Source organism: Pseudoalteromonas sp. B131b (assembly GCF_037162545.1).
In the GTDB taxonomy this organism is placed as follows: Bacteria; Pseudomonadota; Gammaproteobacteria; order Enterobacterales; family Alteromonadaceae; genus Pseudoalteromonas; species Pseudoalteromonas fuliginea.
In genome coordinates this window covers 2,350,141-2,365,631 of the sequence record NZ_JARLUZ010000001.1, presented here as the reverse complement: position 1 = coordinate 2,365,631, position 15,491 = coordinate 2,350,141, and the positions used below count along the sequence as shown (strand labels likewise).

Annotated in this window: 14 protein-coding genes and 4 pseudogenes; 11 read left to right on the top strand and 7 right to left on the bottom strand. The window is 38.8% G+C overall.

Translation table 11 applies throughout. The annotated features are described in order from the left end of the window. The 4 genes and pseudogenes from P4S65_RS10940 (at position 1) to P4S65_RS10925 (ending at position 2,852) form a co-directional block, all read left to right on the top strand. Positions 1-1,457 (top strand): annotated as a pseudogene (locus P4S65_RS10940) (M48 family metalloprotease). A gap of 53 nt (positions 1,458-1,510) precedes the next feature. Then, positions 1,511-1,858 carry an arsenate reductase (glutaredoxin) gene (gene arsC, locus P4S65_RS10935; protein WP_033038470.1) on the top strand — a complete coding sequence of 116 codons (348 nt, stop codon included), beginning with the start codon at positions 1,511-1,513 and terminating at the stop codon, positions 1,856-1,858. Further along, complete coding sequence (wrbA, locus tag P4S65_RS10930; protein WP_007375916.1) at positions 1,858-2,412, top strand: NAD(P)H:quinone oxidoreductase; 555 nt, start codon at positions 1,858-1,860, stop codon at positions 2,410-2,412. Before arsC ends, wrbA begins: the two co-directional genes overlap by 1 nt. After that, positions 2,409-2,852 carry a DUF2069 domain-containing protein gene (locus P4S65_RS10925; RefSeq protein WP_007375917.1) on the top strand — a complete coding sequence of 148 codons (444 nt, stop codon included), beginning with the start codon at positions 2,409-2,411 and terminating at the stop codon, positions 2,850-2,852. Before wrbA ends, P4S65_RS10925 begins: the two co-directional genes overlap by 4 nt. A gap of 139 nt (positions 2,853-2,991) precedes the next feature. Here the strand turns inward: P4S65_RS10925 and P4S65_RS10920 are convergent. Both P4S65_RS10920 and P4S65_RS10915 read right to left on the bottom strand, forming a co-directional pair. Further along, positions 2,992-4,328: pseudogene (locus P4S65_RS10920) on the bottom strand (ankyrin repeat domain-containing protein). Positions 4,329-4,546: 218 nt separating this feature from the next. Beyond that, a complete protein-coding gene (locus tag P4S65_RS10915; protein ID WP_096792817.1) occupies positions 4,547-5,140 on the bottom strand; it encodes an MlaC/ttg2D family ABC transporter substrate-binding protein in 594 nt (197 codons plus the stop codon). 243 nt (positions 5,141-5,383) lie between these two features. Between P4S65_RS10915 and P4S65_RS10910 the strand changes: the two genes are divergently transcribed. After that, positions 5,384-5,920, top strand: a complete 537-nt coding sequence (locus P4S65_RS10910; protein WP_096792816.1) for an acyloxyacyl hydrolase — start codon at positions 5,384-5,386, stop codon at positions 5,918-5,920. Positions 5,921-6,014: 94 nt separating this feature from the next. Next, entirely contained in the window at positions 6,015-6,161 is a 147-nt protein-coding gene (locus P4S65_RS10905; RefSeq protein ID WP_081824590.1) for a DUF2897 family protein, read from the top strand. A gap of 36 nt (positions 6,162-6,197) precedes the next feature. On the opposite strand, the pseudogene P4S65_RS10900 reads toward P4S65_RS10905, so the two are convergent. Both P4S65_RS10900 and bamC read right to left on the bottom strand, forming a co-directional pair. Then, positions 6,198-7,567, bottom strand: a pseudogene (locus P4S65_RS10900) (YjiH family protein). A gap of 66 nt (positions 7,568-7,633) precedes the next feature. Next, entirely contained in the window at positions 7,634-8,692 is a 1,059-nt protein-coding gene (gene bamC, locus P4S65_RS10895; protein ID WP_008136468.1) for an outer membrane protein assembly factor BamC, read from the bottom strand. A 360-nt stretch (positions 8,693-9,052) separates the two neighbouring features. Here bamC and P4S65_RS10890 point away from each other — a divergent pair, with 360 nt between their 5' ends. From P4S65_RS10890 to P4S65_RS10880, 3 genes are all read left to right on the top strand, one after another. Further along, positions 9,053-9,586 carry a glycine cleavage system protein R gene (locus P4S65_RS10890; RefSeq protein WP_007375924.1) on the top strand — a complete coding sequence of 178 codons (534 nt, stop codon included), beginning with the start codon at positions 9,053-9,055 and terminating at the stop codon, positions 9,584-9,586. 11 nt (positions 9,587-9,597) lie between these two features. Then, positions 9,598-10,077 carry a thioredoxin-dependent thiol peroxidase gene (gene bcp / locus P4S65_RS10885; protein ID WP_337120141.1) on the top strand — a complete coding sequence of 160 codons (480 nt, stop codon included), beginning with the start codon at positions 9,598-9,600 and terminating at the stop codon, positions 10,075-10,077. 293 nt (positions 10,078-10,370) lie between these two features. Next, complete coding sequence (locus P4S65_RS10880) at positions 10,371-11,564, top strand: IS4 family transposase (RefSeq protein WP_337119363.1); 1,194 nt, start codon at positions 10,371-10,373, stop codon at positions 11,562-11,564. A 222-nt stretch (positions 11,565-11,786) separates the two neighbouring features. Here P4S65_RS10880 and P4S65_RS10875 read toward each other — a convergent pair whose 3' ends face one another. Together P4S65_RS10875 and queE are read right to left on the bottom strand one after the other, a co-directional pair. Continuing rightward, positions 11,787-12,530 carry a class I SAM-dependent DNA methyltransferase gene (locus tag P4S65_RS10875; RefSeq protein WP_337120140.1) on the bottom strand — a complete coding sequence of 248 codons (744 nt, stop codon included), beginning with the start codon at positions 12,528-12,530 and terminating at the stop codon, positions 11,787-11,789. 237 nt (positions 12,531-12,767) lie between these two features. Next, positions 12,768-13,432: pseudogene (gene queE, locus P4S65_RS10870) on the bottom strand (7-carboxy-7-deazaguanine synthase QueE). Positions 13,433-13,578: 146 nt separating this feature from the next. Between queE and queC the strand changes: the two are divergent. Beyond that, positions 13,579-14,235, top strand: a complete 657-nt coding sequence (gene queC, locus P4S65_RS10865; RefSeq protein WP_008136967.1) for a 7-cyano-7-deazaguanine synthase QueC — start codon at positions 13,579-13,581, stop codon at positions 14,233-14,235. 93 nt (positions 14,236-14,328) lie between these two features. On the opposite strand, the gene P4S65_RS10860 is transcribed toward queC, so the two are convergent. Continuing rightward, positions 14,329-14,778 (bottom strand): methyltransferase family protein, encoded by a 450-nt coding sequence (locus P4S65_RS10860; RefSeq protein WP_008134192.1) that lies wholly within the window; start codon positions 14,776-14,778, stop codon positions 14,329-14,331. Positions 14,779-15,248: 470 nt separating this feature from the next. Between P4S65_RS10860 and P4S65_RS10855 the strand changes: the two genes are divergently transcribed. Then, positions 15,249-15,491 carry a hypothetical protein gene (locus tag P4S65_RS10855; RefSeq protein WP_010553668.1) on the top strand — a complete coding sequence of 81 codons (243 nt, stop codon included), beginning with the start codon at positions 15,249-15,251 and terminating at the stop codon, positions 15,489-15,491.

Genomic DNA, 15,491 nt, shown 5'->3' with positions numbered 1-15,491 from the left:
ATGCAGCTAAAATCAGCCTTTATGACTTTATGCAGTGCCGCACTTACATTTGGCCTATTAGTAGGTGAGCCTTTAAAGGCGCAAACTAACTTTACACTTCCTGATTTAGGAACGTCAGCATTACAAGCACTTCCACTCGAAAAAGAACAAGCGATTGGCGAAGTAATGATGATGCAAATAAGAGGCTCATCGCCAGTAATTAACGATCCTGTACTTGATGAGTACCTAACTACGATTGGCCGCAAACTTGTAGCAAATGCTAATGGCGTACGCTTTCCATTTTCATTTTTTGGATAAACAACCCTGAAATTAATGCGTTTGCATTTTATGGCGGACACGTTGGCGTACACACAGGCTTAATTGCTCAAGCCGATAACGAGAGCCAGTTTGCCTCGGTACTCGGGCACGAAATTGCTCACGTAACACAGCGCCACTTAGCACGTAGAATACAGCAGCAACAAGATAACAGTGCCTTGACCATTGCTGGTATGATTGCCGGTATATTGGCAACGGTTGTTGCACCTGATGCAGGTATTGCTATTATTTCAGCGAGCCAAACACAATCAGCTTTTAGCCAGCTAACCCATAGCCGCTCAGCCGAGCAAGAAGCTGATCGTATAGGCATGCAAACACTAAACAATGCAGGCTTTGATGCCCGTGCATCAAGTGAATTTTTAACCAAGCTAGCCGCACAAATTCGTTACAAATATAAGCCACCTGCATTTTTATTAACTCACCCATTGCCTGAAAGTCGAGTATCTGATGTGCGCTTGCGTGCTGAGCAATTTCCGGTGCGTTACCTAACACCGAGTCTTAATTTTAACTTAGCAAAAAGCAGAGTACTAGCTCGCTACGACAATAAGCCTGAAAACGCTGAAGCACTGTTTAGAAAATTAATGCGTGAAAAAAATTACGGTAATACAGCATTAAAATATGGCCTAGCTATAAGTTTGCTCGATCAGAAAAAACTTGACGAAGCACAACCTATATTAGATGAACTGTTACAAAGTGATCCTAAAAACCTATTTTACATAGATGCAAAGACCGACTTACTCATCGCGCAAGAAAAAGCCGATGAAGCGGTTAAATTTTTAGCCGAGTTAAACAATTACCGCCCTAATAACCAAGTAATTACCCTTAATTATGCTAATTCGGCACTGGAAGCTAAACAATATGAATTAGCAGAGACCATACTTAAGAGTTTTTTACTTGAAAAGCCAGATCATAGCCTAGGTAAACAATTACTTGCCGACACTTATAAAAAACAAGATAAACTAGCAGCCTACCACGAGGCTAATGCCGATGTATTATCGCAATATGGTGCTTATTTAAAAGCCGCTGACGAAATCCAAAAAGCACTTAACTTCGTAGAATCAACAGAACTTGTAAAGCAGCAACGATTAAAAGCCTTGCTTACCCAATATCGTCGTTTACAAAAAGAGCTTGCAAGGCTTTAAGTCTGCAAGCGCTTGCCCTAAAATAGGCGAAACTTAATATTTGGATACATTTTATGTCTGTTACTCTTTACCATAATTCGCGCTGTTCTAAATCACGCGAAACACTTGCCTTATTACAAAGTAAATCTGTAGAGCCAACTATTGTCGAATACCTAAAAACACCACTGACTCACGAGCAAATTTCAACCCTTGTAAGCCAACTTGGTTTTTCATCGGCACGTGAACTAATGCGTACCAAAGAAGATGACTACAAAGCGCTTAACCTAAAAGATGAAACGCGCGAAAATGCACTTATTGATGCCATGGTAAAAAACCCTAAACTGATTGAGCGCCCTATTGTTGTTAACAACGGTAAAGCTGCTATTGGTCGTCCACCCGCAAACGTATTAAGCGTTTTATAATGAGCACAACCATAGTGGTACTTTATCACTCTAGCCACGGTTCAGTTGAAGCTATGGCACATGAAATAGCGGAGTCAGTAGAGCAACAAGGCGCAACTGCACTGCTTCGCACGTTTGTAGCTAAAAACGCACACGATATCGTAATAACCAAAGATGATTTAATTAATTGCGATGGCCTTGCATTTGGCACGCCAACCCGATTTGGCATGATGGCCTCTCAAGCAAAAAGCTTTTGGGAAACCACCAGCGACTTGTGGCTAAAAGGCCAACTAATCGATAAGCCAGCGTGTGTATTTTCGTCATCAAGTAGTATGCATGGTGGAAATGAAGCAACCTTACTTAACTTATCTCTGCCATTATTACACCACGGCATGATGCTACTGGGCGTGCCATACGATGTGCCCGAACTACTTGCAACACAAACCGGTGGAACACCATACGGTGCAACACACGTCGCTGGCAGCGCTAACAGTGCACAGCTAAGCAAAGACGAAATTAAAATATGCCAAAGCGTTGGTAAACGCCTTACTCACATTGCGAGAAAACTTAAATGAATACAGCTGACAACCCAGCTAAAAAGCCAATTACAATAAAATTTCAACGTGCCGCACTATTTGGCTATGTAGGTTTGCTTGTTCTAATTCCATTGTGGATGTATTTTGTACCCCCTCTAAACGGTAATGCGAGCTTAGTATCTTTATTTTTGCCCATCATTCCGTTACTGCTGCCACTAAGAGGCATTATTAAAGACAACACTTACACCTATGCGTGGGCTAACTTTATTGTAATGCTGTATTTTATTCACGGGCTTACCATGCTCTGGGCAGCGCCAGCTGAACTGATATGGGTATTATTGGAGCTTGTATTTGCATCCGCCATGTTTATTGGTTGTACATATTATGCACGGCATCGCGGTCAAGAACTTGGTTTAAAAATCCGTAAACTTAAAGAAGAACTTGCAGAAGAAAAAGCGGCAAACGAGCACAATAAATAGCGTAAACCATAAGCAAAAAAACCGTGTTTAAAGTTAATTAAACACGGTTTTTTTTATAAATAATTTGACTGTTTTTACACTTACAAAAACCTGCTTATATAAGGTCAATTTATTCAAATATTTTATAGGTTGGCATTAGCTAAACTAAATCACTCAAAGCAGTGAGGGTCACAATACCAGCTAAACCCAGCTGAGCAACTAAACTAACCAAAGAAAATACCCTAAGTATAAACAAACCCCAAGGGTGTTTTATATGAGGATATAAAGCACAACGCTTTAGAGTGGTTGCAAAGAAAAAACACACCACTGCAATCATGGTTAACGTAAGCGTTAGTTCGCTTTTTATAGTAATTGTTTCATCAAAAAGAAAAACAATTGTAACGGTAAAAACAACGTCACAATAGCATGTAAAGCATGCACCTTTTTAATACGATCAAATTGACCTTCAGGCGACAACTCTTTAATTCCAAAGTCACGTTCTAAGCATTTAACTAAGTTATTAGCCTTAATATTAACGGCCAAACGGTAGCAGCTTAACCCTTCGTTGTTACGCGCTCTAAAGTCGTAGCCACTTTTAAGTAACAACACCATTAATGATTCATTTTTAGCAAGTACAGCATAATGTAATGCTGTATTCCCTAAATTGTCAGCCGCTTTTTTATCTTGCTTTGAAAGTAATGTTTCCACAACATTTACAAAGCCTTTTTCAGCTGCCCACATAAATGCTGTTTTATTATTTTCATCGGCAAGAACACCGGTAGCACCTTGTTCAATAAAGCGCATAGCCATGGTTTGTTTGGCTGTTTTTTTACGCAAGTGAGTTAATAAAGCTTTCTCTAAAAGAACAACAGAATCAACGTCAGGAGATACCTGCGTAAGCAACGTAAAATAGTCTTTACCCGTTGCCACTTTTTCGCTAGCAAGTTCACAAAGCACATCTAAATCAGCAATAGACTCTGGAATAAATGCACTTAAGCGTTCTCTAAAATCAACTTCTTTCCAGAGTGATAGCGTGTCAACAGCAGAGAGTTTACTGCCATTATTTAAGGCATGTTCAATTAACGTAAAATAACGCTTACTAAAAAACAAACCGAGTAACGACAGAGGCGTACTAATATCATTTTGCGTGGCAATACTTGCGTACTGCTCTAATCGCTCGCAAAGCATTAGCACTAAACTTTCAGGGGTATATTCATTATCGTAGTAGTGGCTTTTAACTGCACTAATATACGCTTGCGCATCTTCGTCATATTCAGAAATATGTTGAAAAAAGCACTCTTCAAAAGGTTCAAGTGGAGTTAGCCACGCCAAATAATAAATAGGCGGCAAAACAGTGGTGCAAACACCATCATCTTCATTAGTAGAACGACAAGCAGGCCAAGCTTCTAACGCATCTAAAATAAAGGCACCGTTTTGTTCTACAAGTCCTTTAATCAGTAACGGGTATTCCTTTGGCCAAATCAGTACATTTTCCATTAAAACAACACAACTCCAGTGTAGCTCGGGTAAGTGGTCAGTTATAACAGTTTTTAGCTGACACCACGCTTAATCAAAGAACTGATATTCTACCACACCTTGATCGCCACGCTAGAGCAAAGTCGATGAATAAATGAAATTATAAAAACAACCAAGTACATAAGTACTTGGCTGTTTTTGAGGTTGGAGTTGGGCTTAATCAGAGCCAGACAAAATCGTTATTTATTTTTTAACTCTTTAGTAACTTGCTCTAAACCTACATCTGAAATACGTTGAATAATCTCTTTTTGCTTAGCGCTTAATAACGAAATACCCTCAGCAACAATATCGTATACTTTCCACTCATTGTTTTTACCTAATCGAAGCTTAAAGCTTAAATCTATTGTTGGTGCATTAGGCTCAATAATTTGTGTATTAACCGTTGCATACTCAGAATCGCTTATTGCATTATTACGTTCAAATACAACCTTTTGACCCGTGTATTTCATTAATGCACCAGCATAAGTACCCGTTAAATAATGCTCTACTGCATCTATAAATTGAACTGCTTGCTCGCGCTCAATCCCTTTAATATGCTTACCTAATAATTTAAACGAGACAAACTTAACATCAATATGTGGCATTAAACGTTTTTCAACAACCTCAGACATTGCTTCTTTACTTGCATTCCCTTTTGCATTTACTTTGCCTATATCGGCGAATAACGTATTAGCAACTGATTCTAAAAGTCGATCTGGGGATTGCTGTTCTTGTGCAAAAAGAGAACTGCTTAAAAATGCAGTGCCTAGCAGTAATAGTTTAATTAGTTTCATAATAAGTTTTGTCTGTGTGCTTAAGATGATTGTAATTTACGCGAACTATACGCAATAAAAAAGAAGCAAATAAGCAACTTATTAGTGCCTAAACAGCACCAATAAAATAACTAAATATAATTCAAGTAGTTACTATTTTATATTAACACCTCATAAACAACCGGCATTTTGTCCTCATTGAATTTGTTAACTGCTCGCCCTTATCATTTGGATATCACTTTGAATTAAACAGAATTGGTATCTATGAAAACGTCACTTAAAATATTTTTTATCTCTTTTTTATTAGTAATTTCGTTTTTTGGCAAACTTGCTTTTGCCCAATCGGATCACGGTTTCGCTGTAGACTTTCTTAAAGGCGAAGGTAATGTCAATGGCGTAAAAATAGCCTACCAATACCATGCGCCTAGTATGCAAAGCCTCATTGGTGATGCGCGATTTTATTTTGAGACAAGTGTAAATATGTGGGAATATCGGCACGGCGATGAAACACAATCGAACATAGTTTTAGCCATGTCGCCTGTATTACAGTTTCCGGCGTTTAGTTTCAATAACACACCATTTTACGTTGAAGCTGGTATTGGTGTGTCATTGATTGATGAAACTCAATTTGCAGGTAAAAACATCAGCACCCACTACCAGTTTGAAGACCGTATTGGCCTTGTTGCCGACCTTGGAAAAACCAACGTGGCACTTAGAGTTATTCACTATTCAAACGCAGGATTTAAAGAGCCAAACCCAGGCCTTAATTTTTTAACGCTTTCGATCGCTAGGCGTTTTTAAAAGCAATTTATTGGTTGTATTTTTTAGTTATTTTATTGATGTTATAGCGTGAAACGGTCACACTTAAACGTACTAAATATTAAGTGATACTGCGATGCAAACTTGGCATATTGTAATTATTGTCGCCGTTGTTTTTACCATTATCATTGGTAATATTGCGCTGATTAGACTCTCTGCAAAACAGGAGTTTAAAAAGCCCAACGCCAATATAAAAAATACAACAGATACAAAAAAGCCCTGATTAATCAGGGCTTTTTAATTCATTAAATCGTTCTATTTAACCAACTAACCAATGCGCCATAAAAGCAATAATTGGTAGAGTAATTAACGTTCTCAAAATAAATATCACAAACAATTCAAATATATTAACCGGTATTTTGCTGCCTAACAGCAACGCACCAACTTCAGACATATAAATAAGTTGAGTAACACTCATAGCTGCAATAATAAAACGCGTTACATCGCTCTCAATAGTACCAGCTGCTAATATTGACGGAATAAACATATCAGCAAAACCGACCATAATAGTTTGTGCAGCTGCTTCAGCCTCTGGCACTTGCAGTAATTCTAAAAACGGAATGAATGGCATCCCCAAATACTGAAAAATTGGCGTGTATTCAGCAATAATTAACGCAAAAGTACCCACAGCCATAACCACTGGCAACACAGCAAAAACCATATCCAGTGCATTATGTACGCCCTCTTTAACAGTACCGACAAAACCTGGGGCTTTATCTGCTTTAGCGAGTGCAACATCTAAAGAATGGCCAAACAGTGTTTTACCCGTTGGAACTAACTCCGCGTTAGCATCAGGCTTTGAGCCATCAATTAATACATCCTTTTTAAAGCGTAATGGAGGTAAACGAGGCACAATAATAGCAGCCACAACACCCGCTAAACATACCGTTAAATAAAACGGTGCAAATAAGTACTCAAGTTTAACTTGGCCAATAACTACTAAACAAAAAGTAATAGATACAGCGGAAAAAGTAGTGCCGATAATAGCGGCTTCGCGCTGTGTGTAGTACTTATCTTCGTATTGGCGAGCCGTCATTAAAATACCTACGCTACCATCACCTAACCACGATGCCACACAGTTAACAGCGCTGCGCCCTGGTACACCAAACAAAGGTCGCATAACTTTCGTTAATAAAGTCCCAACTAGCTCAAGCAAACCAAAATTAAGTAATAAAGGCAGTAACAGGCCAGCAAGTATAAATACCGAAAACAATACAGGCAGTAAATCGTTTAACACCAATGCCCCTGTATTTTCAGAAATAACGGCATGTGGCCCTACTTTTAAATGCGTCATTAACACAAACACAGTACCAAATAAACGCGTAACCAGCCAAATCCAACTAACGTTGAATAAATGATTTAAAAGTGGAATTTTACAAATAACTTGCGGTTTAAATACACTTACAACGAATGAAAGTAAGCCTGTAGCGCAAATAATTAGCGTAATAATAGCCTGTGCTGAATCTGCAAAAAAACTTGCATTGCTTTAGCCATCATAGCGATAGGAATGGTCATTACTTCACCGGTAGAAACCGGTGTCATAAACAAAAAAACACCAATTAGTGAAGGTACTAAAAACGTAAACCAAGTACGCCAATCGTACTGCGTAGAAGTCGGTAATTGAGACATATTTTTAACCTATAAAAACCACAAAAAGAGCTTAGCGCTCTTTTTGTAGTAAAAATTTATTCTTATTTAAATTTTAATGCCGCGCTGAATGAGTGCCGCTTCTAATGCTTGTTGTAAACCGTTCATAGTACCTGGTTCAAGCGTTTCGCCTTTATCATCCATCCACGTTAAGCTAGTACCACCTTCTTTAGTTTTACTCACTAAAATTTGGTATTGCCCTTCATCAATAGGTAATTGAGTAACTTCGTCGCCCCAAATAGAATCCCAAACGCTGCTCTCTGGCGCTTTATAATCAGCTGTGATTAAACCTGTATCTTGGTTAATTTCAACAATAGTGAATGACAAACGCTCTAAAAAGCCAGAGAAACGGTCAAATACTGCATCGTAAGATTGCTCAGTCACCAGTGCCGCATTGCCTTTATTATCAAAGCCCATTTCAAGTGAAATAATACCTTGGCGTTTACGTAAATCGACTTCTAACTGACGGTAACGGTAATCAAATTCACTCACTACTTGGTTAAGCGCGCGTACTTCTAATTGCTGCTTAAGTAAATCTGTTAATGCGTTATCACCTTTAAAATCAATTAAATCAACACGTAAAGACGCAGTTCGCTGATGTGATTTTTCTTCAATAGTAAACTTGAATTTTTCTAAATCAGCATTCTCGTCACTGCCCCAAAGCCAGCTTTCTTCTGTTTTAATAATTGAATACCAATCAGTTTCAATGACACCTAACAGTTTATCCTCTTTGGTCGCACTTACGTTATTGTCAGCTAAAACAGCTTTAATTGAATCCCAAACAAATTCATCTAAATCGTCAATGCCATCATTTTTATCAAAATAAACACGAGCCAGTTTATCTGTTTCTTCAACCCAGCTGCCTTTAGCTACCGTAAGAACCTGAGCAGGTGGACGATAATTTGTAGCCACAGGATTATTATCGTACTGACCTATATCCATTTTATAAACGGGATCTTGGGCTGGTTGCGATAGAGACGCTGGCGCTTTAACTGGCTCATGCGTACGGTAATTACGCTCATTATGTGCATCGTTAGTAAATACACTACACCCTGATAAACTTACCAATACACTTACAGCAAGTGCTTTTGGGATCCAATACTGCACAGATATTTCTCCTTAGCATACCCTTTAATTGTTTTAACAAGTATATGAGTGGGTTATGCCGATTTGGTTCAGTGTAAAATCAATATTAACTTTACATTTATTATTTGGCTGCCTAATTGCAATAAAGTTCAGCACTTCAACTTAGAAAAAATCTAAGTGCAAATAAGCAAATTTTAGCTATGGTACTTTCCTGTGCCAGTAAAAACAAGAAACACCGCACTTTAAAAGCGCTTAATTAGCCCGCATTGTAGTTTAAAGAGTGTTTTGTGTTAAACTTCGCCGCCGTGCAACTTCTCAAGTGTATTTAGTTGCGTTGCCCATTGCGTTGTTATAATCCAAGTAACTTAGGTATTTTAACCCATGACTGCATTTTCAAATCATCAAATTGTGTTAACTGCTATTGGCGAAGATAGGCCGGGTATTGTGAGCGAACTTACACAATTAGTTAGCGACTGCCACTGTAATATTATAGATAGCCGTATCGCTATTTTAGGCTGCGAATTTACCTTTATAATGTTACTCAATGGCGACATGTCAGCTATTAGCCGTATTGAACACGTACTCCCTACTAAAGCCATGGAACTTGGCCTGCTTACCATGATGAAGCGCACCGCCAGTCATACACCCAGTGAATTTTGTGCCGGTTATACCCTCGAATACACAGGGATCGACACACCGGGGACACTAAGTAAAGTAACGCGCTTTTTTGCCGACAGCAACATTAGCATTTGCTCACTAAAATCAGATACCTACTCTCAAGAGGACGACATTAAAATGCGTTGTGAACTTGAATTCAACATACCGGTTGATGTAGATATAGATCAATTTAAAATTAGTTTTGAGAGCCTTTCTCACACGCTAAACGTAGATTATATTTTTAAACGAATTCGTTAAGGATGCTAAACATGAACACAATTAGTCCATTACAAGCTGGCGATACAGCACCCGCTTTTAGCCTACAAAACCAAAACGACGAAACAGTAACATTAAGCAAGCTGTTAAAAGAGCAACAAGTGCTTGTGTACTTTTACCCTAAAGCGTCAACGCCTGGCTGTACTGTACAAGCCGAAAACCTACGCGATGAGCAAGCGCAGCTTGCTAAATTTAATACCCGCGTTGTAGGTATTAGCCCAGATCCAATTAAGCGCCTTAAAAACTTTGAAACTAAAAAAGAGCTTAATTTTGACCTATTAGCCGATGAAGACCATGCCATTGCAGAAGCATTTGGTGTATGGGGCTACAAAAAATTTATGGGTAAAGAGTACGATGGTATTCACCGCCTGACGTTTTTAGTAGGCCAAGACGGTAAAATAAAACACCTATTTGATAAGTTTAAAACAAAAGATCATCATCAAGTAGTGTTGGATTATCTTGCAGCAGAATAAGCTAACGGCTGAGTAAGTTAACTACCAGCTATTAGACAAATACAGAAAAGCGTTGCTCAAGGGCAACGCTTTTTTTATGCTAGTTATTAAATATTTCGATTAAGTAAGAGCTGGATCAAACGACAAACAAATGATTAATAATTTTAACGTATGAAGTCAAGGTTTGGCCCTGACGAATCCCCACAATTTGATACTATAAATCAATAAAGTAGCTTAAAAAACAGTTGAAGTGCACAGCCAATTTTGATCTTATATGTTTTTTCCGACCAAAGAAATTACAGAGTAAATCGACTATGCACTTGGGTAAATTATTACATAAAACTTTTTCTAATACAGCGGGTATTATTGATAAGCGTAACCACTGCACATTAATGAAAGCTGTAGAAACACTCTGCCAACATAAGTTCTTATCCATTGCTGCTTTAGGGCGAAAACTAAAGAGCAATGCGAAGGTTAAACACAATATTAAACGAATAGATAGGTTATTTGGCAACCCTCGCGTCCAGCATTCTCGCTACCATTATTACCAAGAAATTACTCGCCGCGTTATAGGTCAAATTAGGCGCCCATGCGTGACGATTGATTGGTCTGGGTTAACACCTTGTGGCGAGTTTCATTTATTACGAGCAGCAGTGCCAGTTAAAGGTCGAGCAATGACAATCTATGAGCAAAGTTTTCGTGAATGTGAATACATGAAGCAAAGCGTGCATAAGGATTTCCTCAAAACACTTAAATCAATATTACCTTCTGATTGCAAGCCGATCATCGTTACCGATGCAGGATTTCGTAACCCTTGGTTTAAATTAGTGCTTAAATTTGGTTGGGATTTTTTAGGCAGGGTGAGGCATCAAACACAATATCAAAAGCCAGAAGATGATACGTGTTGGTCACCAGTAAAAACACTTTATTCTAAAGCGACAGCAAAACCCGCTTATCTATTTGAAACACAACTCGCTAAAGCCAATTCATTGAGTGGTCACTTTTACTTGTTTAAATCAAAGCCTAAACAAAGAAAAAAGAAAAATCTTCGAGGAAAAACGATTCGTTGCAGCGTAAGCTTGAAACATGCTAAAGGCGCCACGGAGCCATGGTTATTATTTACCTCACTGTGCAATATTAATTATTCAGCACAAGATATGGTTAAAATTTACAGCCAGCGAATGCAGATAGAAGAGTCCTTTCGAGACTTAAAAAACACGAGTAATGGTTTGAACTTACGTCATTGTCGTAGCTATGAAAAAGGCCGTTTGAATGTCGCATTATTGATTGCATTAATTGCTAATTTTATCCTTTGGCTAGCAGGTTTAACGGCAAAAATATTGAATGTGCATAGAAGCTTTCAGGCGAATACGATAAAGAATAGAAACGTGCTGTCTAGCTTTAGTTTGGGGACGCAATACTTCGAAAAATTTGGTTATAAAATAAAACTGAAAACTTTTTTAGAAGCACTCAAGCAATTAAATAAGGATTGCCGTGAGTGCTTGTAGCTCATTAGCAATTGTGGGGATCCCTCAGGGTCAAATCTTGACTTCATACATCATAATTAATTAGCTGTTTATATTCGCCGAAACTCAAATAAGTTACTGTGTCGGATGGCGCTTCGCTTGTCCGACCTACGTTTCCAAATAAATATAACGCGGTTTATTGGGGAGCTTGGGTATTGGAGCTCGTTGGGTTTCGCTGCGCTCTACCCAACATACGTGTTTAACTTAAATTTTTACGCAGACGAAAATAGCGTTGCCTGAGCGCTCTGCCCATGGGGTTATTTTGTCGTAGTCATGTTCAAATATGTGGATTTCGAAGTACGGTTTTAAGGCTTCTTTAAGCTCGGTATAACTAAAAGCCACCATTGGGTGCTCGTCGTGCCATACGAGTGTTTTGTCTGCGGTGGTTTTTTCTATGTTGAGTTTTAATAACTGTTTGCTACCACTGCCACTGTAGTGCCAACCAGAGCGAAATGTGAATAAGCTATTTTCGCTTGTTGCTGTATGCTCTACAAATGAATCGCTGTCGATTTTGTTTTTATCAACCGTGTTAAAGCAAAATATTCCACCTACGTTTAATGCGCTGTGTACGCTGGCAAGGCATTCTTTTAACTTATTAATGCCGTCGCAGTAATGGATTGAATACAAAAAGCAGGTAATTAAGTCCACGTGCTCGGTTACCTTAAATTCACTCATGTTTTGCAATGAAAATTGCGCTTCTGGGCAGCGAGTTTTTGCTTTATCGAGCATTGGCTGGTTTAAATCAAGCCCACTACTTTTATAGCCGTAATCAATAAAGTGGCGTACATGCGGGCCGGTGCTACATGCTAAATCGAGATGGGTATTTGCGCCATTACCAAAAATTTGGTGCAGCCTGTGAATAGAATTGCTTTGGGCTTGATAATCTATATCTGCACACATTAAGTCGTAGTAATCAGAAAGGTCGGTGTAAAGCGCGTTTGCGGACATATAAGCCTAGTGGTAAGTAGTGGAATATTTTTAAGTCGCGCATAGTAAACTAGTTATGGCTATTAGCGAAGAAGATATGAGTTTTATGGTTGTCGGATGACGCTTCGCTTATCCGACCTAAGTACACGACCTACGTATTTAAATACTATAAACGTTGTTATAAACGGTGTGGAAGTGGAGATTCGTTGGGTTTAGCTTCGCTCTACCCAACCTACGTAATATAACTTTAAGCTGGCTTTAACTAATTCCTAAATACTTATGTACTTGTATTGATAAGCGCCAGTTTTTGGCAATACAGGTGTCGATTGCAAGTTTGGTTGCTGATACTTTTTGGCTAATTGGCTGCAAGTAAACAAGCTTAGGGTTAACACCTGTTTTAGCAAATAACTCTTCTAACTCTTCAACATGCTTTTGCATGGCAACGGGGTGTTTTATCTCGTTTGCACGCTTCATGGTGCTGGTAAGTACTTCATAACCGCCGCGCATATTGATTTTTGGCGATACCGTTACCCATGTTTGCTCTGGGGCGAGTATTTCAAACGTGCCGCTGGTTTCTATTTGTGTGCTAAAGCCGTGTTCGTGTAATAAGTTACATACTGGATTTAAATCAAACATGCATGGCTCGCCGCCGGTAATTACTACATGCTTTGCGGTATACCCACGTGATTGAAACAGCGCTAAAATTTGCTCTGCACTGGCGTTAGCCCAATGATCTGAGTCGGCTTTTTTTCTACGGTTTCATCCAGCGATACTTTATATACATTATCAACATCCCACGTTTGCTTGGTGTCGCACCAAGAGCAGCCTACAGGGCAACCTTGCAGACGTAAAAATATTGAGGGTGTGCCGGTAAAACTAGCTTCACCTTGAATGGTTTCAAACACTTCATTAATTTTGTACAAAAGAGATCTCACTTACTACGCTAGCAGCCAAATTGCTACTATTAAAAAACCAAAAAGCGCTGTGCAAAAATTGTTATTTAAGCTGCGGCCGTGTAGTATATCGCGCCCTGATATAAACCTCTATTAAAACTAAGAGCAAAACAGATATGACGCAAAAAGTAGTTGTTATTTATTCCGGCGGTATGGACTCGTTTACCGTACTAAATAAAGCCCTGCAACAAGGCCATGATGTATATGCCCTTTCATTTGACTATGGTCAGCGTCATGTAAAAGAGCTTAAAGTAGCGGCAAGTGTGTGTGAAAAATTGAACGTTCCGCATAAAATTGTTGATATTTCGGCGATTAACCAACTTATTGGTGGCTCATCACTTACTGATGATATTGATGTGCCTGAAGGCCATTACGAAGAAGAAAGCATGAAAAGTACGATTGTGCCTAATCGTAATATGATTTTGCTCTCGCTTGCTGTTGGTTACGCGGTATCACTTAAAGCTGGCAAAGTTTATTACGGCGCTCATTCTGGGGATCATGCTATTTACCCTGACTGCCGTCCTGAATTTGTGCAAAAAATGGATGACGTGTGCCGTATTGCTAACTACGACGCGGTAGAAATTTTTAGCCCATACTTAAACAATACTAAAATTGGTATTTTAACCGACGGTATTGAAATGGGTTTAGATTACAGCCAAACGTGGACTTGTTATAACGGCCGTGAAAAGGCCTGTGGTAAATGTGGCGCGTGCCAAGAACGCCTTGAAGCATTTGCACTAAATAACATTACAGACCCGTTAGAATACGAATAAGCCGCAATTAATTAGTAATACAATTGCTGTAAACAAAAAAGGCTATCATTGATAGCCTTTTTTGTTTACAGGTTTTTAAGTCAATGGTATTGATTACAACCAGCGTTTTACGCGCGCTTTATAGGCGCTAAACTCTTCGCCAAATAATTTAGTGAGCGCACGCTCCTCGGGTATTATTTGAAAAAGCGTTAAATAGGCAATAAACCCAACAACACACAATAGCGCCCACAACGAGCTTAACCAAATACCCCACCCTGCTAAAATAAATGCAAAACCCACATACATTGGGTTACGTGAAATTTTATAAATGCCGCTCGTAATAAGTTTTGACGCTTGCTCAGGTTTATTAGGGTTTACTGTGGTGTTTGCTATTTTAAAGCTCGCTACCCCTGCAATACAAAAAACACACCCAATAATGACCAAACTTGCTGCTAAGTAGGTAATAAAAGCGGTGAAATCAATAACACTGTAATGCGCAATAAGCGCCATTATGCCTGCAAAAAACAGCACAACAATAACGGGAGGTATTTTATTATTTAACATGGCAACTCACTGTATTGGCTAAAGTATGTTTATTATATGGTGATTACGGCGTGTTGTTCTTTGGTGATTGAATTTGCAGCAGTATGTTTGGTTATTAGGCAAGGCAGAGCCTATGTAGTGTGGCTATCCCCCATAAATAGGCGATAACGCAGCATAAAGACCAAACATGCGCTGCCCTTTGGGTTCTTTCTAGGGACAATTAACTCTTTGTTGCTCGGTTTTTACTTAGCCCACTAGGTTACAAACCTCGCGCCGCGATTTAATCGCCCCTAGATTGAACAAATTTCAATCCACAAAGATTAACACGCCCTAGCTATTAAACAATATCTAAAGTGTATAAATGATGAACACGCTCAAAGCTTGGCTTAAGTAAAGTATACAAATTAAGTTACAATTGTCAGCTTTATCAAAAGCGCTTAAAGGTTATACTTTAACCATAAACGAATAATAAAATGATAAGGAATGAGATTATGTCTGGAACTACGATGATTGTACTTATTGTGCTAATTTCGGTTGGCTCAGGAGTAGTTTACGATATGTATAAAAAGCATCTTGAGTTTAAGCATAAAATGCAAAACAACAACAGCGATGCCCATAAACAATTAGCTGAAACAAACGCACAAGTGCTTGCATTAAAAGAGCGTGTACAAACACTTGAGGCTATTGTTACTGATTCGAGCTTTAACGTTAAAGATGAAATTAATAAGCTTTAA